Annotated in this window: 22 protein-coding genes; 11 read left to right on the top strand and 11 right to left on the bottom strand. The window is 68.3% G+C overall.

The genetic code is table 11. The features are described from left to right. Nucleotides 1–12 precede the first annotated feature (12 nt). Nucleotides 13–1,029: a methylenetetrahydrofolate reductase C-terminal domain-containing protein gene (locus IWX81_RS13195; protein WP_199281782.1), complete on the bottom strand. Its 1,017-nt coding sequence runs from the start codon at nt 1,027–1,029 to the stop codon at nt 13–15. A gap of 47 nt (nt 1,030–1,076) precedes the next feature. Here IWX81_RS13195 and allB point away from each other — a divergent pair, with 47 nt between their 5' ends. From allB to IWX81_RS13175, 4 genes are read left to right on the top strand one after another with little or no spacing between them, the layout of a single operon-like run. Next, nucleotides 1,077–2,393: an allantoinase AllB gene (allB, locus tag IWX81_RS13190; protein WP_199281781.1), complete on the top strand. Its 1,317-nt coding sequence runs from the start codon at nt 1,077–1,079 to the stop codon at nt 2,391–2,393. Nucleotides 2,394–2,433: 40 nt separating this feature from the next. Next, the gene (pucL, locus tag IWX81_RS13185) at nt 2,434–3,327 is read left to right on the top strand and encodes a factor-independent urate hydroxylase (RefSeq protein WP_199281780.1); all 894 of its coding nucleotides are present in this window, start codon (nt 2,434–2,436) and stop codon (nt 3,325–3,327) included. Next, entirely contained in the window at nt 3,324–3,797 is a 474-nt protein-coding gene (locus tag IWX81_RS13180; protein ID WP_199281779.1) for a nucleoside deaminase, read from the top strand. The genes pucL and IWX81_RS13180 overlap by 4 nt, the downstream gene beginning before the upstream one ends. A 49-nt stretch (nt 3,798–3,846) precedes the next feature. Then, the gene (locus IWX81_RS13175; RefSeq protein WP_199281778.1) at nt 3,847–4,485 is read left to right on the top strand and encodes a DUF1294 domain-containing protein; all 639 of its coding nucleotides are present in this window, start codon (nt 3,847–3,849) and stop codon (nt 4,483–4,485) included. A gap of 7 nt (nt 4,486–4,492) precedes the next feature. Here the strand turns inward: IWX81_RS13175 and uraH are convergent, their stop codons facing one another. Continuing rightward, the gene (gene uraH, locus IWX81_RS13170) at nt 4,493–4,816 is read right to left on the bottom strand and encodes a hydroxyisourate hydrolase (RefSeq protein ID WP_199281777.1); all 324 of its coding nucleotides are present in this window, start codon (nt 4,814–4,816) and stop codon (nt 4,493–4,495) included. Next, nucleotides 4,813–5,295 (bottom strand): 2-oxo-4-hydroxy-4-carboxy-5-ureidoimidazoline decarboxylase, encoded by a 483-nt coding sequence (locus IWX81_RS13165; protein WP_199281776.1) that lies wholly within the window; start codon nt 5,293–5,295, stop codon nt 4,813–4,815. The genes uraH and IWX81_RS13165 overlap by 4 nt, the downstream gene beginning before the upstream one ends. A gap of 19 nt (nt 5,296–5,314) precedes the next feature. Between IWX81_RS13165 and IWX81_RS13160 the strand changes: the two genes are divergently transcribed. Next, nucleotides 5,315–5,872: a nucleotidyltransferase family protein gene (locus IWX81_RS13160; protein ID WP_199281775.1), complete on the top strand. Its 558-nt coding sequence runs from the start codon at nt 5,315–5,317 to the stop codon at nt 5,870–5,872. A gap of 1,163 nt (nt 5,873–7,035) precedes the next feature. Here the strand turns inward: IWX81_RS13160 and IWX81_RS13155 are convergent. Both IWX81_RS13155 and IWX81_RS13150 read right to left on the bottom strand, forming a co-directional pair. Continuing rightward, on the bottom strand, nt 7,036–8,256 hold the full coding sequence (locus IWX81_RS13155; protein ID WP_334594196.1) for an allantoate amidohydrolase: 1,221 nt from the start codon (nt 8,254–8,256) through the stop codon (nt 7,036–7,038). 5 nt (nt 8,257–8,261) lie between these two features. Next, the gene (locus IWX81_RS13150; protein ID WP_334594194.1) at nt 8,262–9,479 is read right to left on the bottom strand and encodes a pyridoxal-phosphate-dependent aminotransferase family protein; all 1,218 of its coding nucleotides are present in this window, start codon (nt 9,477–9,479) and stop codon (nt 8,262–8,264) included. A gap of 126 nt (nt 9,480–9,605) precedes the next feature. Between IWX81_RS13150 and IWX81_RS13145 the strand changes: the two genes are divergently transcribed. Continuing rightward, a complete protein-coding gene (locus tag IWX81_RS13145; protein WP_334594254.1) occupies nt 9,606–10,289 on the top strand; it encodes a GNAT family N-acetyltransferase in 684 nt (227 codons plus the stop codon). Between the two features lie 13 nt (nt 10,290–10,302). On the opposite strand, the gene IWX81_RS13140 is transcribed toward IWX81_RS13145, so the two are convergent. Beyond that, nucleotides 10,303–11,826 (bottom strand): AtzH-like domain-containing protein, encoded by a 1,524-nt coding sequence (locus IWX81_RS13140; protein WP_199281773.1) that lies wholly within the window; start codon nt 11,824–11,826, stop codon nt 10,303–10,305. Further along, nucleotides 11,819–12,874 carry an acetamidase/formamidase family protein gene (locus tag IWX81_RS13135; RefSeq protein ID WP_199281772.1) on the bottom strand — a complete coding sequence of 352 codons (1,056 nt, stop codon included), beginning with the start codon at nt 12,872–12,874 and terminating at the stop codon, nt 11,819–11,821. The genes IWX81_RS13140 and IWX81_RS13135 overlap by 8 nt, the downstream gene beginning before the upstream one ends. A 56-nt stretch (nt 12,875–12,930) precedes the next feature. Between IWX81_RS13135 and IWX81_RS13130 the strand changes: the two genes are divergently transcribed. Continuing rightward, nucleotides 12,931–13,623: a YoaK family protein gene (locus IWX81_RS13130; RefSeq protein ID WP_334594188.1), complete on the top strand. Its 693-nt coding sequence runs from the start codon at nt 12,931–12,933 to the stop codon at nt 13,621–13,623. 408 nt (nt 13,624–14,031) lie between these two features. Here IWX81_RS13130 and IWX81_RS13125 read toward each other — a convergent pair whose 3' ends face one another. From IWX81_RS13125 to IWX81_RS13110, 4 genes are read right to left on the bottom strand one after another with little or no spacing between them, the layout of a single operon-like run. After that, nucleotides 14,032–14,754: an ATP-binding cassette domain-containing protein gene (locus tag IWX81_RS13125; RefSeq protein ID WP_199281771.1), complete on the bottom strand. Its 723-nt coding sequence runs from the start codon at nt 14,752–14,754 to the stop codon at nt 14,032–14,034. Next, nucleotides 14,751–15,563: an ABC transporter permease gene (locus IWX81_RS13120; RefSeq protein ID WP_199281770.1), complete on the bottom strand. Its 813-nt coding sequence runs from the start codon at nt 15,561–15,563 to the stop codon at nt 14,751–14,753. The genes IWX81_RS13125 and IWX81_RS13120 overlap by 4 nt, the downstream gene beginning before the upstream one ends. Further along, nucleotides 15,541–16,305 carry a molybdate ABC transporter substrate-binding protein gene (modA, locus tag IWX81_RS13115; protein ID WP_199281769.1) on the bottom strand — a complete coding sequence of 255 codons (765 nt, stop codon included), beginning with the start codon at nt 16,303–16,305 and terminating at the stop codon, nt 15,541–15,543. Before modA ends, IWX81_RS13120 begins: the two co-directional genes overlap by 23 nt. Further along, complete coding sequence (locus IWX81_RS13110; RefSeq protein WP_199281768.1) at nt 16,302–16,721, bottom strand: TOBE domain-containing protein; 420 nt, start codon at nt 16,719–16,721, stop codon at nt 16,302–16,304. Before IWX81_RS13110 ends, modA begins: the two co-directional genes overlap by 4 nt. Before the next feature lie 96 nt (nt 16,722–16,817). Between IWX81_RS13110 and IWX81_RS13105 the strand changes: the two genes are divergently transcribed. The 4 genes from IWX81_RS13105 to IWX81_RS13090 are packed head-to-tail and all read left to right on the top strand — an operon-like array spanning nt 16,818 to nt 20,447. Continuing rightward, nucleotides 16,818–17,885, top strand: a complete 1,068-nt coding sequence (locus IWX81_RS13105) for a ThiF family adenylyltransferase (protein ID WP_199281767.1) — start codon at nt 16,818–16,820, stop codon at nt 17,883–17,885. Nucleotides 17,886–17,900: 15 nt separating this feature from the next. Further along, nucleotides 17,901–19,103: a molybdopterin molybdotransferase MoeA gene (locus IWX81_RS13100; RefSeq protein ID WP_199281766.1), complete on the top strand. Its 1,203-nt coding sequence runs from the start codon at nt 17,901–17,903 to the stop codon at nt 19,101–19,103. Next, a complete protein-coding gene (moaCB, locus tag IWX81_RS13095) occupies nt 19,100–20,041 on the top strand; it encodes a bifunctional molybdenum cofactor biosynthesis protein MoaC/MoaB (RefSeq protein ID WP_199281765.1) in 942 nt (313 codons plus the stop codon). The genes IWX81_RS13100 and moaCB overlap by 4 nt, the downstream gene beginning before the upstream one ends. Beyond that, nucleotides 20,034–20,447, top strand: a complete 414-nt coding sequence (locus IWX81_RS13090; RefSeq protein WP_199281764.1) for a molybdenum cofactor biosynthesis protein MoaE — start codon at nt 20,034–20,036, stop codon at nt 20,445–20,447. The genes moaCB and IWX81_RS13090 overlap by 8 nt, the downstream gene beginning before the upstream one ends. The last annotated feature ends 4 nt before the right edge of the window (nt 20,448–20,451 follow it).

Raw genomic sequence — 20,451 nt, 5'->3', positions numbered from 1 at the left:
TCCCGTCCGCGATCAGCGCAACTGCCGCGAGATGGTCGCGAGAGCCTCCGCGAACCATGCCGAGCGACCGGGAGCTGCGCCACCCGAGAGGTTGACGCCGGCGACACCCTCGATGTGCAGTAGCTCGCGGCTGAGCTCGACGGCGGCGGCGATTCCCTCGGTGAACGGGTCACGGGAGTCGAGGATGCGGTCGAGGTAGCCCTCGGGAAGCGCCATGGTCGTGAACGACCTCAGTAGCTCCGCGCTGCCGCGATCCACCACGATCGGGATGCACGGCACGTACGCCATGCTCACGCCGAGCGCGGCCGACCTGGCGATGAACTCCGCGACGGGAGCCGCGCCACCGCTGTGGTTGACGAAACAGACCTCGGCCCCGGCGCGCATCTTCTCGAGCAGCCGCTCCGGCCTGCGCTCGGTGGGCGGGGTCAGCGGGGCTTCCCCCACCGAGACCAGATGGCCGAGCGACCTCGCGAGGGCGGCCGCCTGGGTGGAGTCCAGGTCGAACACCGGTGCGGCATCCGGTCGCTCCCCCGTCTCGGTGTGATCCCCCGTTACGCAATGCACTGCGGCGACCCCGACGTCGAGCAGCGCCGCGAGCTCGCCTTCCATCGCCACGCGGTTGCGGTCGCGGCAGGTGAATCCGCTCCAGGCCTGGAGCCCGCCGGCCTGGATCAGAGAAGCCCGGTACGCCGGGGGAAACTGCACTCTCGCGTTGCCCGCGTCGCCCGCCAGCACCGCATCCACCGATCCGCGCATGATCGCAGCACATTCCGCGATGGATGCCGCGTCGATGGCGGCCGCGGGAAAGTCGGCGACCACGATCGGCCGGGTGCGCATGAGCTCTCTCATCGCGACCGCTCCGCTCGAGTGCGCGACCGGGGCTGCGACCGCACTTCCACGCCACGGCACAGTCGGCAGGCCGAGGAACGTGCACGGGTCTGGGGAGACTTCGCAGGAGCCGTCGAAGTTCACACCGCCGCAGGGGCCGAACTCCATGTGCTTCGGGCATTCGAGGAGGGGCTGGGGCATGACTGATTCTACCGGGAGGCAGTGCCTCGCCCCGGGATAATGGGCAGATGGCAACGTCGTATGAAGTGGTGGTCAGGGCAGCATCGGCTCTCATCGACGGGAGGTTCCGTCCGGCCGAACTCGGCATCGACGCGGGCACGATCGTCGAGATCTCGGACGGCCCACTCGACGGCGCACGGATTCTGACCCTCGCCGACGACGAAGTTCTGATCCCCGGAATCGTCGACACCCACGTGCACGTGAACGAGCCGGGGCGCACAGAATGGGAGGGTTTCGCGAGCGCCACCCGCGCTGCCGCTGCGGGCGGGGTCACGACGATCATCGACATGCCGCTCAACAGCATTCCGGCGACCACAACAGTCGATGCCCTCGAGGCCAAGCGTGCCGTCGCGACGGTGAGCGTCGACACCGGATTCTGGGGCGGAGCCGTTCCCGAGAACCTGGGGTCGCTGCGGCCCCTCCACGACGCCGGCGTGTTTGGATTCAAGGCGTTCCTCGCTCCCTCCGGAGTCGACGAGTTCGGCCACCTCGACGCGGAGCAGCTGTCGGCAGCGCTCGACGAGATCGCGGCCATCGGCAGCGTGCTGATCGTGCACGCCGAAGATCCCGGCGTGCTCGACGCCCACGAGAACCACGGCGGCGCCGACTATCACGCGTTCGTGCAGTCGCGACCCGACGAGGCCGAGACCACCGCCATCGAGCGCGTGATCGCCGGGGTACGCCGCTCCGGAGCGAGGGCGCACATCCTGCACCTCTCCTCGGCCGCCGCCCTTCCCGCGCTGCGAGCCGCCCGCGCAGAAGGGCTACCCATCACCGTCGAGACCTGCCCGCACTACCTCACCATCGTGGAGGAGTCGATTCCCGACGGCGCCACCCAGTTCAAGTGCTGCCCGCCCATTCGCGACGAGGCCAACCGGGAAGCGCTCTGGCGGGCCCTGCTCGATGGCGACATCGACCTCGTGGTCACGGACCACTCCCCCAGCACCGCGGAGCTGAAATTCGCGGGCGCCGGGGACTTCGGCCAGGCCTGGGGTGGCATCGCGGGGCTGCAGCTCGGCCTCGCGGCGGTGTGGAGCGAGGCGTCGCGCCGCGGCATCCCTCTCGAAACGGTCGTGGGGTGGATGTCACGGGGCCCGGCCGATTTCGTCGGCCTCAGCCGCAAGGGCCGCCTCGAGGTCGGGGCAGATGCCGACCTCGTCGCGTTCGCCCCGGAGGCCACCTTCACTGTCGACGCACGGCAGCTGTTGCACAAGAATCCGGTGAGCGCCTACGACGGCCGCACCCTGCGGGGAGTGGTGCGTGGCACGTGGCTCAGGGGGGAACGCGTCGGCGATTCACCCCGGGGTCACCTGCTTGAGCGCTGACCGAAACACACCAGCAACACCACAGTGCGAGGATTCGGACATGGCAATCATCCTGGGTGAACAGCAGTACGGAAAAGCTGAGTCTCGAGTCGTGCGGATCTACCGCGATGGCCCGCGACACGAGATCCGCGACCTCAACGTGTCGACCGCGATGCGCGGGCCGTTCCACCCCGCGCACCTCGTGGGCGACCAGTCGAATGTGCTGCCGACAGACACCCAGAAGAACACGGCTTTCGCGTTCGCCAAATCGCATGGCATCGACTCGATCGAGCACTACGGGCTGGAACTCGCCCGCCACTTCGTGCGCGATGTCGCACCCGTGGATGGTGCCCGCATCGAGATCGAGGAATATGCCTGGGAGCGTGCCGTCGTGGATGGCATTCCCCACGACCACACCTGGGTCAGGGCCGGCCGCGAGACCCGCACCGCCGCGGTCACGGTGGATGCGACTGGTGAATACGTGATCGGGGGCTTCAAAGACCTCGTCATCCTGAAGTCGACCGGCAGCGAGTTCGCCGGGTTCCTGAAAGACGAGTACACGACGCTGCAGGAGACGAAAGACCGCGTAATGGCGACATCCCTGGTGGCGAAGTGGCGCTTCGATTCGAGCGATGTCGACTGGAACGCCGTCTATCCCGAAGTGAAGGCGATCATGACCACGGAGTTCGCGACCCTCCAGTCGCTCGCGCTCCAGCAGACGCTGTGGCACATGGGCAAGGCCGTCATCGAACAGATCCCCTCCATCGTGGAGGTGCGCCTGACCGCTCCCAATAAGCATCATTTCGTGGTGGACCTCGAGCCGTTCGGCCTCGAGAATCCCGGAGAGGTCTTCATCGCGGCAGACCGCCCCTACGGCCTCATCGAAGCGCAGGTGATTCAGGATGACGCACCGCCCGCTCACGACGCCTGGCGTGCCTCGGCGGGACTCGCGTGAGCGGCTCCGATGCGCAGTGGTTGGAGCGCACCATCGAGCTCGCGACCAGCAACGTGGGATCCGGTGGCGGCCCCTTCGGCGCGCTGATCGTGCGCGACGGCGAGCTGGTGGCGGAGGGGCAGAACCGGGTGACCGCGAATCTCGACCCGACCGCGCACGCCGAGGTCGTCGCCATCCGCGCAGCCTGCCAGGCCGTCGGCGACTTCTCTCTCGCGGGTGCGACGCTCTACACCTCCTGCGAACCGTGCCCGCTCTGCCTCTCGGCCGCTCTCTGGGCGCGGGTCGACCGGGTCGTGTACGCCGCAGACCGGCACGATGCCGCCAGGGGCGGATTCGATGACCGGGAGTTCTACGAACTCTTCTCCCGCGACCGTTCGACCTGGCAGTTGCGCATCGACTCGGCGAGACCGGAGAACGCGAGCGCGCCCTTCGACGCCTGGCTCGACCACGATCACCGCACCGACTATTGAACATGGCCTGCTGAACACGACCCCGGGCAATAAAAGCTAGGGTCGAAGCATGGCCACCGCTGATCAGTTCCGCGACGGCGTCATCACCATCTGGAAAGACGACCGCGGGTTCGGGTTCATCGAGCCGGCCGACGGTGGGGCCAGGATCTTCGTCAACGTCAACGACTTCGCCCTCGGGCTTCCCCGGCCCGCAGTCGGGGACGCGGTGAGGTTCGCGACCGTCAGCGATCCCAACGGCAAGCCGCGCGCAGTGAGCGTGTCACCGCCGGGGATGACGGCCCTGAACGCGCCCATCCCCCGCGTGAGACTGCGCGCACCCGAACTGCTGGGATGGATAGCGGTGATCGTGTTCATCCTGCTGCTCGTCGCGCTCACCGTGTTCTTCGCGCTGCCGATCTGGGTCAGCATCACCTATATCGTGCTGAGTGTCGGCTGCTTCACGGCCTACGCGGTCGACAAGTCCGCGGCGGTGACAGGTGCATGGCGGGTCTCGGAGGCCAGGCTCCTGGCCCTGGGCCTCATCGGCGGCTGGCCGGGGGCCGTCGTCGCCCAACGGGTGCTGCGGCACAAGACCCGCAAGCCCGCCTTCATCTCGATCTTCTGGGTGACGGCGGCGGTCAACCTCATCGCGCTGGTGGTCTTCGGGTGGCCACCGTTGCTGCAGTCCCTGATCGAGCTGGCGACCTGACCCGGCGTCAGCTGCCGCGGTAGGTGGAGTACGCGAACGGGCTGAGCAGCAGGGGCACGTGGTAGTGCTCAGCGTCGCCCACGATGAAGTCCACGGTCACCCTCGGGTAGAACGATTCACGGCCGGTGCGAGCGAAATAGGCCCTGGTGTCGAACTCGAGGCGATAGTCGCCAGCAGCCAGCCTGTCATCGCCGAGCTCGGGGATGCGACCGTCGGCGTTGGTAATCCCCGTCGCGACGACCTCTCCCGTCGGGTCGCACAGTGCGACGGTGACACCGGCGGCGGGCATGCCCAGCGCCGCATCCAGGATGTGCGTGGTGACGTGACTCATGCGGGGGCCTCCGCGCCGAACTGCTTCTCGAGGCGGAGCAACGCGATGTCGCGCAACTGCTCGCCGACGACCTGCAGCTCGGTCGAGTCATCCAGTGTCATGCGGCGGTTCAGTTCATCGACGATCTCGGTTCGCGTGCGACCGGCCGCCCTGATGATGAACACCCTGCCGAACTTCTGCTCGTAGGCGGCATTGCCCGCTGCGAGTTCTTCGGCCAGCTCGGTCGCGTCACCCTGCTCGGCGCGGCTGAACGACTGGGCAGCTCCCGTGCCGACCGGCTTCTCGCCGATGCGCGGATGGTGCGCGATGGCCTCATCGATCTCGGTCGCCGCGAGCGGTGTCGCCTCGGCGTAGGCGACGAGCAGCAGCTCGCTGAGGTCGTCGAAGGGCGCGCGGGAGGCGACATCCTCCACCCAGCGGGGCACGGCGAGGCTCGCCGTCAGTGCGGCGCGCAGGTCAGCATCGGTGACATCCATCATGGTGTGTATAACTGTAGCGATGGCGACACGGGGAAACGGCGAGGTGACGGGCATCGTGCTCGCCGCTGGCGCTGGCACTCGCGCCGGCGGGCCCAAGGCTCTGCGGCGGCTTGCGTCCGGCGAATCGTGGCTCAGCGTCGCGTGCAGCGCACTGCTCGATGGTGGCTGCTCCCGGATCGTCGTGGTGCTCGGTGCGCAGGAGCGAGAGGCACGGCCGCTGGTTCCCGACGGCGTCGAGATCGTCGTCGCGACGAACTGGGAGCTGGGCATGTCGGAGTCCCTGCGGGTCGGTCTCGCGGCGGCGACGGGCGCCGCTGCCCTCGTCACCCTCGTCGATCTGCCGGGGCTTCCCGCATCCGTCGTGCGCCGCGTGCTGGCGGGTGAGGGAGAACTACGACAGGCCACGTTCGACGGCTCTCCGGGTCATCCGGTCTACCTTTCGGCCGAACACTGGATGCCCGCCGCCGACTCCCTCGTGGGCGACACCGGTGCCCGCCGATACCTGGCGGCTCACGGCGTCGTCGAGATCGAGTGCAGCGACCTCTGGGACGGCGCGGATGTCGACGGCCGGGGTTAGGGCTCAGGCCGTTCCCGCGCAGGATCAGGCTTCCTGCCCATCGCGTTCAGGACGCGGTCGCGCAGTGTTGGCAGGCCTGAGGTGGTGACCGGTGACATAACACCCTGTCGAACTTCCAGCGGCAGGACGAACAGTGTTCTCCCGTCACTGAACTGAAACAGTAGCGGTTGGGGTCCGTGCCAACGTCGAGGCTGCGCAACCTCCACTTCAGAAACGTCAGCTGCCTCCATCGAATGGGTGGGGAGCGGCGACTGTGCATCGGCCCAGATCTCCACTTGACTCGCCGAGATGGCCACGACACAGCGTTGACGGTGGAGCGGTTGATAGTCCAAGCTCCAGCGCAACGCGGCTGGGGTTGGCCCTAGTGAGATGATCGTTGCTGCGCCCGGGCGCAGTATCTGCACGTGACGTTCGAACTTTCGGAACCATCGATTGAACAAGACGGATGCGATCGCACCGCCCAAAAAACTGATGGATAGAATTCCCCAGATAATGAGAACCGCAGGCGGGAGTGTGAACAATCGCTCCGGATTTCCAGCTGCCGCCATGACGAGGGCACTCACTGGCCGAATCGAGAAGTATCCCCAGACGGCAACGATCAGAGCCACGATCGCAGCTGGTGTGAATTCTGGAACGTGACGCATTATGCGGGAACCACCCGGTCCTCTCTCCACATTATCTCTTGGCTCTTTGACCTCTGTGCGCCCAACAGCTGACGTCAGCCACTAAGTAAGGGGCCAACCACCGCTCCTACGATGAATCACCCTGCTGCGGGGACACAACAGAACCTCAACCCAGGCGTCAGACGGGGTCGAGGAAGTCAACTCGATGCCTCACCTCGACGATGTTGACGCAGGGGACCCATGAGTGAGTCGGCTTCTGGAAAAAAGCACGAAGTATCGAACGACGAATCTCTACTAAACGGTTGTGGTCAACCCATTCGAGGGACTTTCCTACAGATGCCCAGTCCCGAATAAACCAGTAAGCACCAACAACCCAAATGATCGTTGCGACGGGCACGACAAGCCAGAGCAGAAACCCACGAACGAACAAGAGACACAGCCATGCCAACGGATTCGCTCGATGGTGGTTCACGGTGACCTCCTTGAAAGCCAACTATGTCACCGTGAATAAACCGTGGAAAAAATCCAGAGAAAGCGAGACTAGGCCGCGGCGACGGCGCGCACGGCCGCCTCGAACGCGGTGAGTGCCGCTGCGACATCCTGAGCCGTCACCGACTCGTCGGGGTGGTGGCTGACGCCGCCCTTGCAGCGCAGGAACAGCATGGCGATCGGGGTGACGGCGACGATCGCGACACCGTCGTGGCCGGCCCGACTCCACAACGCTATCGGCTCGTCGTCTCCGGTCGCGCGGATGCCCGCCTCGAAGGCCGCACGCAGGTCGAGGTCGCACACCACAGCATCTGCGCGGTAGAACTCGTGCAGTCGGAACTGCAGTCGGCGCCTGGCTGCGATCGCGTGCCCGGCCTCCTCGATGATCCTGAGGGCGTCGTCGCGATCCTCGTCGAACTCGGCGCGCAGGTCGAGGCTGAACTCCACGAGACCGGGGATCACGTTCACACCGCCAGGATGTACCTCGAGCCTGCCGACCGTGCCGATGACCCCGCGCTCGCGTGACAGCCGCTCGATCTCGACGACGAGCTCGCTCGCACCCACGAGCGCATCCTGCCGGCGCTCGAACGGAGTGCCGCCGGCGTGCCCGGCCTTGCCGAGCATGCTGAGCTCGAAGCGCCTGGCTGCGGCGATGGATGTCACCACGCCGAGCTCGCGGCCGGCATCCTCGAGCGCCGGCCCCTGTTCTATATGCACCTCGAGGTATCCGATGAGCTCCTCGGGGCGGCGAAACGCGCCGGGGAGTCTCGCCGGATCCAGCCCGAAGTCCTGGAAGGCCTCGAACAGCGTGATGCCGTCGTCGTCAGTGAGGTTCCACCACTCGTCGTCCCACGTGCCGGCGACGGCCCGGCTGCCCAGTAGCGCCGTTCCGAACCTCGTGCCCTCCTCGTCACTGAACGCGACGACCTCGAGGGCGAACGGCAGGGTACCGGCCTCGATGCGGCCGGCGACGGCGATCGCGAGCAGCACCCCGAGCATCCCGTCGTATCGTCCGGCGTCCGGCACCGTGTCGATGTGGGATCCGAGCAGCAGGGCGGGCAGCCCCGGCTCACGACCCTCGAGTCGACCGCACTGGTTGCCTGCGGCATCCTGCCACGTCGTCAGCCCAGCCTCGGCCATCCAGCGTGCCACGAGCTCGTTCGCCGCGGCGTGCTCTTTGCTCAGGTGCACGCGCTTCAGGAATTCTGGTTCGCTGGAGAGCGCCGCGAGCTCGTCGCAGCGTTCCAGGATCAGGTGGGCGTCAGTCTGCACCAGTCTCACTCTCCATAAGACTCCAGGGCAGCCCCGACTCCGCTCCCCGCGGTGATCGTCATGCCACCGCGACGCAGCATCTGCTCGAGCGCCGCGAGGGTGGTGAGTACCGTGTCGCGCCGGGCGTTGTAGCCCATGGTGCCGATGCGCCAGACTTTGCCGGCGAGCGGGCCGAACGAGGTGCCGATTTCGATCCCGTAATCCGTGAGCATCGTGGTGCGGCCGCCGTCGGGGTCGATGCCGCTCGGCACGAACACCCCGATCACGTTGTTCATGCGCACGGATTGATCTCCGAAGAGTTCGAGACCGAGACCGGCGAGCCCAGCAGCCATGGCGGTGCCGTGAAACCGGTGACGCTCGACGGCCTGCGGAATGCCCTCCTCCATCAGGATTCGCGCGCACTCCCTCGCGCCGTAGAGCATGCTCGTGGCCTCGGTGTGATGGTTGAGTCGCTTCGGGCCCCAGTAGTCGAGAATCTGGCTGAGGTCGAAATAATTGCTCCGGATGGGATGCTCGCTGACCGCGTCCCCGTCCGAGCGGATGCCCGCCTCGATGCTCTTGCGGCTGTTCACGACGTCGACAGCGCGGGGTGAGAGCGTGATGGGGGCACTTCCGGAGGGACCGGCCAGGCATTTCTGCAGGCCGGAGGTCACGGCATCCAGCCCCCAGGCGTCGGTCTCGAAGGTGTTGCCCGCAAGCGACGCCGTGACGTCACTGTAGAAGAGCACGCCGTGCTTCTCGCAGATCGGCCCGATCTCGTCGAGGGGCTGGGCGAGAGTCGTCGAGGTGTCGCCGTGCACGACGCCGAGCAACACGGGCTTGTGTTCGACGATCGCCGCCTCGATCTCGGCGGGGGTGAAGACCGTGCCCCATTCCCGCTCGATCACGCGCACGTCGGCCTGGCAGCGCTCGGCGATCTCGCGGAGCAGGTGGCCGAAGCGGCCGAAGATCGGGATCAGCACCACATCGCCCGGCTTGACGAGGCTGACGAAGGCCGCCTCGATGCCCGCGCGCGAGGTCCCATCGACTACGAGCGTCGCCTCATTCGAGGTACGGAAGACTCCGCGATACAGCTCCATGGTCTCGTTCATGTAGCCCGTCATGACCGGGTCGTACTGGCCGACGAGCTGGGCAGACATCGCTCTCAGCACGCGGGGATCGGCGTTGATCGGGCCAGGGCCCATGAGCAGTCGTGCTGGCGGGTTGATCGGCTCTACTGGCATGAGTCCATGGTACGGATCTCGTGCTTCCGGCATGTTTCAGCGGAAGTCGAATTGCACGAGGGTATCTCAAGTTCATGCGTTCAGATGGAATTCATAGGTTATGTGCTTAGGGTGAATCCAGTGAACATGCTCACGAACTACCTGACGACCGATTCCCGGAGAAATTCCCTCCCCATGACAAGCCGGTTTCGACGACGTCTCTCTGTGCTCGGATTGAGCACTCCCCGCCTCCTTCGCGGGCCCCGACTAGAAGAGCCGCTCGAGGCGCCGGTCGTACGGACCGAGCGTCTGGTCATCCGACCGCACCGGCTCTCCGATGCCGATGCCTGGTACGAGATGCAGTCGGATGAGGGCATCGTCCGCTTCCTCTCGTGGCCGATCCGCACTCGAGCCGAGTCGCTGCAGCATCTGAAGGATCGCACCCAGCACACCGTTCTTTCGCGGGCCGACGACCTCCTCGCACTCGCGATCGAACGCGACGATGCCCTCGTCGGCGACCTCTCGGTGCACCTGCGCACCGTGCATCCCGACTTCCGCTCGGCGGAGATCGGCTGGATTCTCGGCTCCGCCCACGGCGGGTCAGGACTTGCCACCGAGGCGGTGTGTGCCGTCATCGACATGCTGTTCGACCGCATCGAAGCGAGGTGGATCTTCGCCGTGGTCGACGAGCGCAACGCGAAGTCGCTGTCCCTGGCGACGAGGCTCGGGTTCACCGTCGTCAACCGCGACGGGCCGCTGATCACCATGATGGTCACCCCCGAATCCAGCATGACCTGCTCCCACCGTTCCGAGCGCCGCTCCGACTCCTGATCAGCGACCCACGTTATTCCGTGGGCGTGAGGCCATCCGCGAGGCCGATCACGGCAAGGTCAGCGAATCGCGGCCCGACCGGGGCCGGCAAGAGCGCTCCCGGCTGAGGCACTCCCAGCAGCGGAGCGCTCACCGCCGGCCGACCCGTCAGCCCGGCGATACAGGTCAGTCGAAGCGTGTCCTGCCTCGTGCGTTCGATGAGCGCAGCGTCAGCCTGCACCGACGGAGCGATGGATGACGCTGACGGCACGAGCAGCACGCTGTCGCCGAGCACCGACTCGAGTCTCGCCCTCGCGGTCGCCAGCGCTGCCCGGCCAGCCGACTCCTGCTCGGCAGTGATCGTGGACGCGAAGGCGAACCGGGCAGCGACATCCTCTCCCAGCGCGCCGGGGTGGGCCTCGATCCACGCTCCGTGGGTGCGCCAGGCTTCAGCCGCCTGGACCGTGCGGAACGTCCGGAACAGGTCGTCGATGTCGCCCAGGTCGACCTCGGTCGCCTCCAGCCCGGCAACGGCGACGCCGAACGCCTCGCCGACTCCCGGCTCGACGTGGGCTGCCAGGGCTTGAGCGATGACGAATCGCGGCTCCACGGCGCGCTGCCGTTGAGCGTCGAGACTGGAGCCGGCCGCCGCCAGGAGGGTCGCGGCATCCCGTGTGATCCAGCCGACGGTATCGAAGCTCGGGGCCAGCGCGACGAGCCGATCCATGCTGACCGCGCCGTGCGTCGACCGGAGGCCCCATAGCCCCTGGTATGACGCGGGAACCCGGATGGATCCCGCGGTGTCGGTGCCGAGGCCGATCGAAGCCTGCCCGGTGGCGACCGCCGACACCGGTCCGCTCGACGACCCGCCGGGCACGGCGCCGTTAACGGCAGGATTCGGCGGGGTGCCGTAGTGCGGACTCCGGCCGGCGATCGAATACGCGAACTCGTCGGTGCGGGCGATCCCGGTGATCGATGCCCCGGCCGCGAGCAGCGACGCGACGGCCGGGGACGTTCCTGTCGCGGGCATGGACTCGGCCAGGTAAGCCGGGATTCCGGCGCCGACAGGGAAGCCCTCGACCTCGAAAAGGTCCTTCACCGCGACAGTCTCACCGAGGAGGGCACCGGTCGGGGCACCGGCGACGAGCGGAGTGCCGACCGTGCGCCAGATGGACGAGTTCACGGCGGGCGCGGGCAGGGACACGTGCGCGGCGGCGACCACCCAGGATCCGGCCACACGCCTCCACAGTTGCGACTGCTGGCCCCGACCGCCCGTGAGCGGTGCCGTGACCGCGATAACCAGAGCCGCGTCATCCGCGATGTCGATGACCTGCACGTGCAGTACGTCGCGGGCCGGCGCTCCCCCGCGGCCCTTCCTGAAGCCCGAGATCGCGTCGTGGCCGACGAGGATGCCCGCCGCATCGCCGCGGATCGTGCCGTCCCCCGGCGCGAACAGCACGTCAAGCGCGTCGAGGTCGTTGCTCATGAGCGCCCGTTCGTAGCGCCAGAACGCGTCGAGAAGCGCCTCTCGCACGGGCTGCTGCAGGGACTCAGGCAAAGTCGGCCTTTCGGATCCTGGCGTGCACGCCCTTGACGAGGTCGACGACCTGGGAGATGTTGAAGTCCGTCGCGGCGCTGAGGTAGGCGTAGGCGTGAGCCGCATCCATCCCATAGCGGGCCCTCAGCATCGCGATAGCGGCCCGGACGCAGTCCTGCATGGCGACGTCGAGGTCGGCATCCATCCCCGTCGGCACCAGGAATTCGTGGGTCTCGGCGAGCGGCCCCGCCAGTTCGCCGAACTCCTTCACCGCGGTTTCGTGGGCGACGACCTCGAACCTGATGGTCGCCCGCAGCGAGGCCTCCATCGCGGTCAGCGCGACTTCGCCGTCCCCTTGCGCGAAATGAGGATCTCCGATGTAGGCGAGAGCGCCATCGACCTGCACCGGGAGGTAGAGGGAGGCGCCGACCGTCAGCAGGTTCACGTCGATGTTGCCGCCGTGGGGGCCGGGCGGCACGGAGTGCGGGCGCTCGGTACCGGCGACAGCCACGCCCATGATTCCAAGGAATGGATGCAGCGGAAACCGCACATCGTGCGCACCGCCGAGCACCCGCGGCATAGTCCCGTGGTCGCCGTCGACCCCGGCAAACACGCTCACGAGGTCACCGCGCTCCGGATATTCGCCGGGCAGGGCGCCGCGGCCGTGTCGGTTCGAGATGATGCCGTACGGCACCCTCGGGAGGGTCTCGAGCACGGTCATCCTGAGCAGGTCGCCGACGCGGGCGCCGGTGACCCTGATCGGGCCGGAAATCACATGCGGGCCGCCGTCGGCGCGGTCGTAGTCAGAGGCGGCGAGCGCCACGGCATCATCGAGAACCTCGGCGGCACCGAAGCCGCCGAAGAAGGCGCGGGGATCCCTGCCCTGGTCTTCGAGGATGCCCTCGTGGCTGATCGTGTCGATCGTGACCTCGGTGCCGGAGTCGACCGTGAGCACCGCAGAATCCGCGGCGCACGGGAGCCTGCCCCACAGCGTCGTGGCGGGATCGACGGGGAGGTAGGTGGCTGCACGGATGGGGCCGTGGCCGGGTTGCAGGGCATCCATGGTCATCAATACCCCTCGCGATTCAGTAGTGTCTCAAACACTATCTAGTCCTGAGGAGACCCGTGATCAAGCGCCTGCGCCGCAATCCTGACCGACTGCACCTCGCGCTCATGCTCGCGCTCACGTTCTCGACCGGCGTCATCGATGCCGTCGGATATCTCGGCCTCGACCGGGTGTTCACCGGCAATATGACCGGCAACGTCGTGATCCTGGGAATGGCACTGACCGGTGCAGACGGACTTCCCATCGTGGGCCCGATCATCGCCCTCGTGCTCTTCATGCTCGGCGCGGCGGTCGCGGGCAGAACACTCAGGCCGGTTGCCGCGGGCTGGTCGGGCCGGTCCACCGCGCTGTTCGCCGTCGTTGGGCTCGTGCTCGCCGCATCCGCTGTGCCCATGCTTGTCATCGCCGACCCGAGCGAACCGGTCAAGTTCGCCGTGACGGGTGCCCTCGGCCTCGCGATGGGGATGCAGGCCGGTGCCGCCAGGCACATCGGCGTGAAGGATGTCACCACCGTCGTGGTCACGTCGACCATCGTCGGCCTCGCCTACGACTCGGTGTTCGCCGCCAGGAGCAAGGGGCACCCGTGGCCGCGCCGCGTGCTCGCGATCGCCCTGATCGGCGCCGGAGCCGCGGTCGGCGCGCTCCTGCTGCAGATCTCCCTTCCGGCCGGGATCCTCGTTGCCGCCGGCATCACGCTCATCGCTGCTCTTCTGGGTCACCTCGGTCGCCCACACGCGACCGCCGCCGAGTAGCTTCTCCGCACGGCGCACCCCCGCCGCGGCATCCACCCCGCCGCTCCGTCCCGCCGCCGCTCCCGCTGCCGCTCCCGCCGCTCCCGCTCCCGCCGCTCCCGCCCCCGCCGCTCCCGCACCTCCCGCTCCCGCCGCTCCTACCTTCCGAAACGACGGAGTTTCGCCCCCGCGCGGTGCTGCTCCCCCCGCTCCCACCTTCCGAAACGACGGAGTTCCGGCCCCGCGGCCTGCCACTCGCCCCACTGTCACGTGGAAAACCGGGGCCAGGACGTCATCGTCGCGCGAGAACTCCGTCGTTTCGGAAGGTAGGTGGCGGGGCGGAAGGTGCGAGAACTCCGTCGTTTCGGAAGGTGAGGGGCGAGTCAGCGAGAGCGTCGACCAGGCAGTGCGAGGGAGGTGGATGCCGCGTCAGTCGTCCGACCAGCTGGCGACGAGTCTCGACACGTAGGAGGTCGCGGGCGCCTGCACCAGCTCGCGGACCGTGGCTCGTTGCGTCGCGCGACCGCGTTCGATGACGACCACGTCATCGGCGAGGGCGACGACATCGTCGAAGAGGTGGGTGACGACGATCGTCGGTCCGCCCCACTCCCGGATGTGCCGGGCGAGCTCCGCGCGCACCTCCTCGCGGATCTCCACGTCGAGGGCCGCGAGAGGTTCGTCGAGCAGCAGGAGTTCGGGATCGCTCGCGAGCGCCCTGCCGAGCGCAACGCGCTGCGCCTGCCCTCCGGAGAGCTGGGGAGGGCGGCTCGACGCGAGATCGGCGATGCCGAGCCGGTCGAGCCACTGGAGCGCTACGGCTCGGGCCGCGGCCCGCGGCACACCCGAGGAACGCGGGCCGAACGCGACATTCTCGAGCACGCTCAGGTGGGGAAAGAGCAGGTAGTCCTGGAACATCACGCCGACGCGACGGTGCTCGGTCTCGACGTGCGTCGAGTCGTCGTCGAGCACGCGGCCGCCCACGACGATCGAGCCGGAGTCGAGGTCGATCGTGCCCGCGAGCAGCCCGAGGGCCGTCGACTTCCCCGCGCCGTTCGGCCCGAGCAGGGCGAGCGTGCGGCCGGCGGTGACCGCGAGGTCCAGGTCGAGGGTGAAGGCTCCGCGCGCGAGCTCGAGTCGGGCAGCAACGCTCACGCCGTTACCCCCGGCACCCAGCGGTCGCGCAGGCTGATGAGGGCGACCGCGGAGATGATCATGAGCACGAGCGAGAGGGCGATGGCGGCATCCGGATCCGTCTGCAGTTGCAGGTAGGTCGCGATCGGCAGCGTCTGGGTCACGCCGGGGAAGCTGCCGGCGAAGGTGATCGTCGCGCCGAACTCACCGAGCGCGCGGCAGAAGCAAAGCAGCGCGCCGGCGGCGACCCCGGGCGCCACCAGCGGAAGGGTGATGCGGCGGAAGATGGTGAACCTCGACGCGCCGAGCGTGGCCGCGGCCGTCTCGAACCGTCGGTCCGATGCCCGGAGCGCGCCCTCGACGGCGAGCACGAGGAACGGCATGGCGACGAAGACCTGCGCGATGACGACTGCCGCCGTCGTGAACGGAAGCTGGAACGGCAGGAACTGGCCGAGCAGCCCCCTGCGGCCCAGCAGGAGCAGCAGGGCGACTCCGCCGACAACGGGAGGCAGCACCAGCGGGACGGTCACGAGCGCGCGGAGCAGCCGTCTCGGCACGGCGCGCCACTCGGCCGACCTCGCGAGCACGAGCGCTAGCGGGATGCCCAGCACCAGTGAGATGGCGGTCGAGGCCAGGCCGGTCGTCAGCGACAGCACGAGCGCCGACACGACGGTCGGCTGGGCCAGCAGTTCGGGCAACTGCGACCAGGGCGCGCGGACGACGAGGGCCACGAGCGGCAGCCCGAGCAGCGCGAGCGCCAGCCCGGCGGGAATCCACAGCGCCGGCGTCAGGAAGCCGCGCCGCTTCCTACGGCGTTCCGAAACCGGCATCGTCCAGCACTTTCTTTCCGGCCGGTGACAGCACGTAGGCGATGAAGGCCGCCGCGGCATCCTGATTCGTGGATGCCGCCAGCTGCGCGATGGGGTACTTTCCGAGGGCGGTGGATGCCTCGGGGAACGCGATTCCGTCGACCTCGGGCCCGGCCGCCAGCACGTCGGTCCTGTAGACCAGGCCCGCGTCGACCTCACCGAGTTCGACCTTCGTCAGGACTGCCTTGACGTCCTGTTCGAGAGTGTCGGGGGCCGGAACGATCCCGGCACCGTCGAACACCGTCGCCGAGGCCGCGCCGCAGGGCACCTCGGCGGCGCAGATCGCGATACTGAGCGCGGGGTTGGCGAAGTCGCTGAGCCCGGTGACGCCAGCAGGATTGCCTGCGGGCACGGCGATTTCGAGGGTGTTGGTCACAAAGACTGTCGGGTCGCCGTCGACGAGCGCGGCATCCGCGACCGGGGTCATCGTCGACTCGCTCGCGGCCGCGAAGACGTCAGCGGGAGCCCCCTCCACGATCTGCGTGGCGAGGGCCGAGCTGCCCCCGAAGTTGAGTGCGACCGCGACTCCCGGGTGCTCCCGCTCGAACGCGTCGGCGATGGCCCCGAACGTGTCGGTGAGGGATGCCGCGGCGAACACGGTCACGGTGCCACTCAGCGTGCCATCCTCCTGTTCCTGGGCTGGCTGGGCCGAACATCCGGCCAGCAGTCCCGCACCGACCAGGACTGCCAGAACCCGCGTCATCTATGCGCCTCAAGAGTCTCGACGACCACCGTGGTGGCTTTCACGCTGGCGGTCGCGAGGGTGCCGGGTTCGAGCTCGAGTTCATCTGCCGCTTCGCGGCTCATGAGCGACACGATCCGGAACGGCCCGGCCTGCAGTTCGACCTGCGCCATCACCCCGTCTTTCGTGACCTTGGTGACGATGCCCGTGATGCGGTTGCGCGCCGATGCCTTCGAGGTGGGGAAGGCCGCAGCGAGCGCCGATTCCGCGGCAAGCTCCTGTGCGAGAGCCGCGAGGGCGCGCCCGTCGACGAGGGCCCGACCGTTCGGGCCTGTACTGAGCTCGAGCCTTCCGCCGTCGGCCCAGCGGCGCACGGTGTCGTCGCTGACGCCGAGCAGGGCCGCGGCTTCGGCCACCGTGAATTGCGTTGCCGCCATTCGAGCCTTCTTCCGTATTCGCGTTCAGATCATGCTATCGGATCCGCTAATGCGGTCAGCTGCGGCAGGAGCGGTCGCAGGAGCGAGAATGGAGCCATGGATCTCCGCTACTCGCGCCAACTCGCGCTGCCCGGCTTCGGCCCCGACGAGCAGGCCAGGCTCGCGGCATCCAGGGTGCTCGTGATCGGAGCAGGTGGGCTCGGCAGCAGCGTGATCCCCTCCCTCGCGGCGGCCGGTGTCGGAACCATCGGCATCGTCGACGACGACACGGTCGAGCTCAGCAACCTGCACCGGCAGCTCATGCACGGCATGAGCGACGTGGGCCACCGCAAGGTCGCCTCTGCCGTCGCCACCGTCGGTGCGCTCAACCCGTCGACCACCGTCATCGCGGTGCCGGAACGACTCACGGCCGCGACCGCTCTCGACCTGTTCTCCGCCTTCGATCTCGTGCTCGACGGCAGCGACAATTTCGCCACCCGCTACCTCGCGAGCGACGCTGCCACGCTCACCGGCATCCCACTCGTCTGGGGCTCGGTGTCGCAGTACGGCGGCCAGGCGAGCGTCGCCCTTCCCGGCGGCCCCGGCTACCGCGACCTCTTCCCGGCGCCTCCCCCACCCGGATCCGTGCTCTCGTGCGAGGTCGGCGGCGTGATGCCGACCGTCGTCGCACTGATCGGGTCGATCATGTCGACGGAAGCCATCAAACTCATCACCGGCATCGGAACCCCCCTCACCGGTCGCGTCACGATCGTCGATGCGCTCACGGGGTCGTTCCGCGAGCTGTCGTTCGCGAAAGACCCGACGGCGGCACCCATCACGGGCCTCATAGACTACGAGGCGTTCTGCGAGGCATCCACCGCCGACGGCATCAGCCCGGCCGAACTCGCCGGCCGAACCGACGACTTCACCCTGCTCGACGTCCGCGAGCCGTGGGAGGCAGTGCTCGTCGCGCTTCCGGGGTCGACGCTCATCCCCCTCGGCAGCCTCGCGCAGCGCCTCTCGGAGATCGACCGGTCGAAGCCCGTCGTGGCCTACTGCCACCACGGCGTGCGATCGGCGGGAGCGCGCGACATCCTCGCCGCCGCCGGTCTCGACGCCACCCACCTCACCGGCGGAATCGACGCCTGGGCGGTCGACCTCGACTCTGAGATGGCGCGATACTGACATGGCGCGATACTGATGGCCCACGCGACGGTCGCCGAGCACGCCGCCCACGTCGCCGCGATGCTCATCGCGGCCCTCGAACCCCGCGTCGAGACTGTCGCGATCGACGAGGCGCTCGGCAGGGTGACGGCGACGTCCGTGGCATCCCCCGTCGACCTCCCCCTGTTCGACAATTCCCAGATGGATGGATTCGCCGTGCGATCCGCCGACCTGGCGACCCTGCCCGCGATGCTTCCGATCGCCGGCGAGATCGCGGCGAGACCGAGTGATCCGCTGCCGCTGCTGCCGGGATCCGCGGTGCGCATCATGACCGGCGGCGTCGTGCCCGCGGGGGCGGATGCCGTGGTCCCGGTCGAGGACACCACGGTTGAGAACAGCACCGATGATGGCGCCTACGTCACGATCTCGCGCGCACGGTCTGTCGGCGAATTCGTGCGCTACCGGGGCAGCGACATCCGCCGGGGCCACGAGCTCCTGCCGGCGGGGCTCAGGCTCGGCTCTCGCCATCTCGCGGTGCTGGCCGCCGCCGGGCTGACCTCGGTTCCGGTGCTCGAGCGAGTGCGGGTCTCGATCATCACCACCGGGTCAGAGCTCATCCAGCCGGGCACTGAGCCGTCGCTCGGGCAGGTCTACGACTCGAACGCCACGGCGCTGGCCGCCGCTGTGCGTGCGACGGGCGCGGTCGTCACGTTTCGGGCACACGTCGTCGACGACCACGAGTCGATGCGTGGCGCCCTCACCGTGGCCGCGTCGGAGGCCGAGGTGATCCTGACGTCCGGCGGCATCTCGATGGGCGACTATGAGGTAGTGCGCGAGACCCTCGAGCCGCTCGGCGCGAAGGTCGGGCACGTCGCCATGCAGCCGGGCGGCCCGCAGGCCACCGCCGAGTTCGACGGGGTTCCGGTGATCTGCTTCCCGGGCAACCCGGTCAGCACGCAGATCTCGTTCGAGGTGTTCGTGGCACCACTGCTGCGCGAGGTCGGCAGGGTCGCGCCACCCGCGCGGCGCAGGCGCACGCTCACGGCGGGCACCGCGTCCATTGCCGGGAAGCGACAGTTTTTGCGGGGAACGGCGGTGGGTGATGAGTCTGTGACCCTGGCCGGTGGGCCCAGTTCGCACCTCGTTGCCGGGCTCGCGGCATCCGACCTCCTGGTCATCGTGCCCGAGGATGTGACGGAACTCAGCGCGGGCGATTCCGTGGAAACATGGGAACTATGACCGACGCGACCCTCAGCCACCTCGACGGCGACGGGCGCGCGCGCATGGTCGACGTGAGCGATAAAGCCGTCACGAAACGCACGGCGACCGCCACCGGGAGGTTTTCGAGCACGGCCGAGGTGATGGCCCTCGTGCGCGCCGACGACCTGCCCAAGGCCGACGTGCTCTCGACCGCCCGCATCGCCGGGATCCAGGGCGCCAAGCGCACGAGCGACCTCATCCCGCTCTGCCACCAGCTCGCGCTGAGCTCGGTGACCGTCGACTTCTCTATCGACGACACCTCCATCGAGATCACCGCGACCGCGACCACGACCGGCAAGACCGGCGTGGAAATGGAGGCGCTCACCGCGGTCGCCATCGCCGGGCTCACGCTGCACGACATGACGAAGGCCGTGGATCCGTTCTCCGTGCTCGGCGACATCAGGCTGCAATCCAAGACCGGCGGCAAGAGCCGCAGTGCCGTGCGCGCGTCGACGGCAGCGGTCGTCGTCGCCTCGACGGGTGGCGCCGCCGGCACCCGCGACGACACCACGGGCCCGCAGATCGCCGACTGGCTGCGCGAGCGCGGCTACCAGGTCGATCACTCGATCATTGCCGATAAGGATGTCGCGGCAGAGCTCGCCCGGGTCGTCGCAACGTCACCCGCCGTCATCATCACCACGGGCGGCACGGGCATGAGCCCGACCGACCAGACCCCGGAGGCCACCCGAGCTCTTCTCACGAGGGAGCTTCCCGGAGTCGCCGAGGCGATCAGGGCTCGCGGAATCGCGAAGGTCCCCAGCGCCGCGCTCAGCCGAGGGCTCGCCGGAACCGCGGGGAACACCGTCATCGTCAACCTTCCGGGGTCCGCCGGCGGTGTCAAAGACGGGCTTGCCGTGCTCGACGAGCTGCTGGATCACCTCGTCGCGCAGGTCGCGGGCGGAGGCGCACATGAGTGACGTGCTGGCCCTCATCACCGGGGAACCGCTCGACCAGGACAGCTTCGAAGCCTTCGTACTCGACAGCGCGAACGGCGCCATCGTGACCTTCCGCGGGGTCGTCCGCGACCACGACCACGGGCAATCCGTGTCAGCGCTCGACTACCAGTCGCATCCCGATGCACAGCGGTTCCTCGAGGAATGCTGCGCGGCCGTGGCGGCCGAGTCCGGGTTGCGGGTGGCTGCCGGCCACCGCACGGGATCGCTCGTCGTCGGGGATGTCGCGCTCGTGGCATCCGTCGCCGCACCGCACCGCGCAGAAGCCTTCGCCGCCTGCGAGAAGCTCGTGGAGTCGATCAAACTCACGGTGCCGATCTGGAAGCGCCAGCACCTCGCCGACGGCGCAACCGAGTGGGTCGGGCTGTAGCGTG

The sequence above is a fragment of the Salinibacterium sp. CAN_S4 genome (assembly GCF_015752305.1).
In the GTDB taxonomy this organism is placed as follows: domain Bacteria; phylum Actinomycetota; class Actinomycetes; order Actinomycetales; family Microbacteriaceae; genus Rhodoglobus.
This window is presented reverse-complemented; position numbering and strand designations above follow the sequence as displayed.

What these genes read in the sequence shown, in the direction of transcription:
- moaCB (WP_199281765.1), top strand. Translation starts at nt 19,100, where the DNA reads ATGACCGACGCGACCCTCAGCCACCTCGACGGCGACGGGCGCGCGCGC.
- IWX81_RS13160 (WP_199281775.1), top strand. Translation starts at nt 5,315, where the DNA reads ATGGCGACACGGGGAAACGGCGAGGTGACGGGCATCGTGCTCGCCGCT.
- modA (WP_199281769.1), bottom strand. Translation starts at nt 16,305, where the DNA reads ATGACGCGGGTTCTGGCAGTCCTGGTCGGTGCGGGACTGCTGGCCGGA.
- pucL (WP_199281780.1), top strand. Translation starts at nt 2,434, where the DNA reads ATGGCAATCATCCTGGGTGAACAGCAGTACGGAAAAGCTGAGTCTCGA.
- IWX81_RS13195 (WP_199281782.1), bottom strand. Translation starts at nt 1,029, where the DNA reads ATGCCCCAGCCCCTCCTCGAATGCCCGAAGCACATGGAGTTCGGCCCC.
- IWX81_RS13100 (WP_199281766.1), top strand. Translation starts at nt 17,901, where the DNA reads ATGGCCCACGCGACGGTCGCCGAGCACGCCGCCCACGTCGCCGCGATG.
- IWX81_RS13150 (WP_334594194.1), bottom strand. Translation starts at nt 9,479, where the DNA reads ATGCCAGTAGAGCCGATCAACCCGCCAGCACGACTGCTCATGGGCCCT.
- IWX81_RS13105 (WP_199281767.1), top strand. Translation starts at nt 16,818, where the DNA reads ATGGATCTCCGCTACTCGCGCCAACTCGCGCTGCCCGGCTTCGGCCCC.
- uraH (WP_199281777.1), bottom strand. Translation starts at nt 4,816, where the DNA reads ATGAGTCACGTCACCACGCACATCCTGGATGCGGCGCTGGGCATGCCC.
- allB (WP_199281781.1), top strand. Translation starts at nt 1,077, where the DNA reads ATGGCAACGTCGTATGAAGTGGTGGTCAGGGCAGCATCGGCTCTCATC.
- IWX81_RS13175 (WP_199281778.1), top strand. Translation starts at nt 3,847, where the DNA reads ATGGCCACCGCTGATCAGTTCCGCGACGGCGTCATCACCATCTGGAAA.
- IWX81_RS13090 (WP_199281764.1), top strand. Translation starts at nt 20,034, where the DNA reads ATGAGTGACGTGCTGGCCCTCATCACCGGGGAACCGCTCGACCAGGAC.
- IWX81_RS13110 (WP_199281768.1), bottom strand. Translation starts at nt 16,721, where the DNA reads ATGGCGGCAACGCAATTCACGGTGGCCGAAGCCGCGGCCCTGCTCGGC.
- IWX81_RS13145 (WP_334594254.1), top strand. Translation starts at nt 9,606, where the DNA reads ATGCTCACGAACTACCTGACGACCGATTCCCGGAGAAATTCCCTCCCC.
- IWX81_RS13135 (WP_199281772.1), bottom strand. Translation starts at nt 12,874, where the DNA reads ATGACCATGGATGCCCTGCAACCCGGCCACGGCCCCATCCGTGCAGCC.
- IWX81_RS13120 (WP_199281770.1), bottom strand. Translation starts at nt 15,563, where the DNA reads ATGCCGGTTTCGGAACGCCGTAGGAAGCGGCGCGGCTTCCTGACGCCG.
- IWX81_RS13165 (WP_199281776.1), bottom strand. Translation starts at nt 5,295, where the DNA reads ATGATGGATGTCACCGATGCTGACCTGCGCGCCGCACTGACGGCGAGC.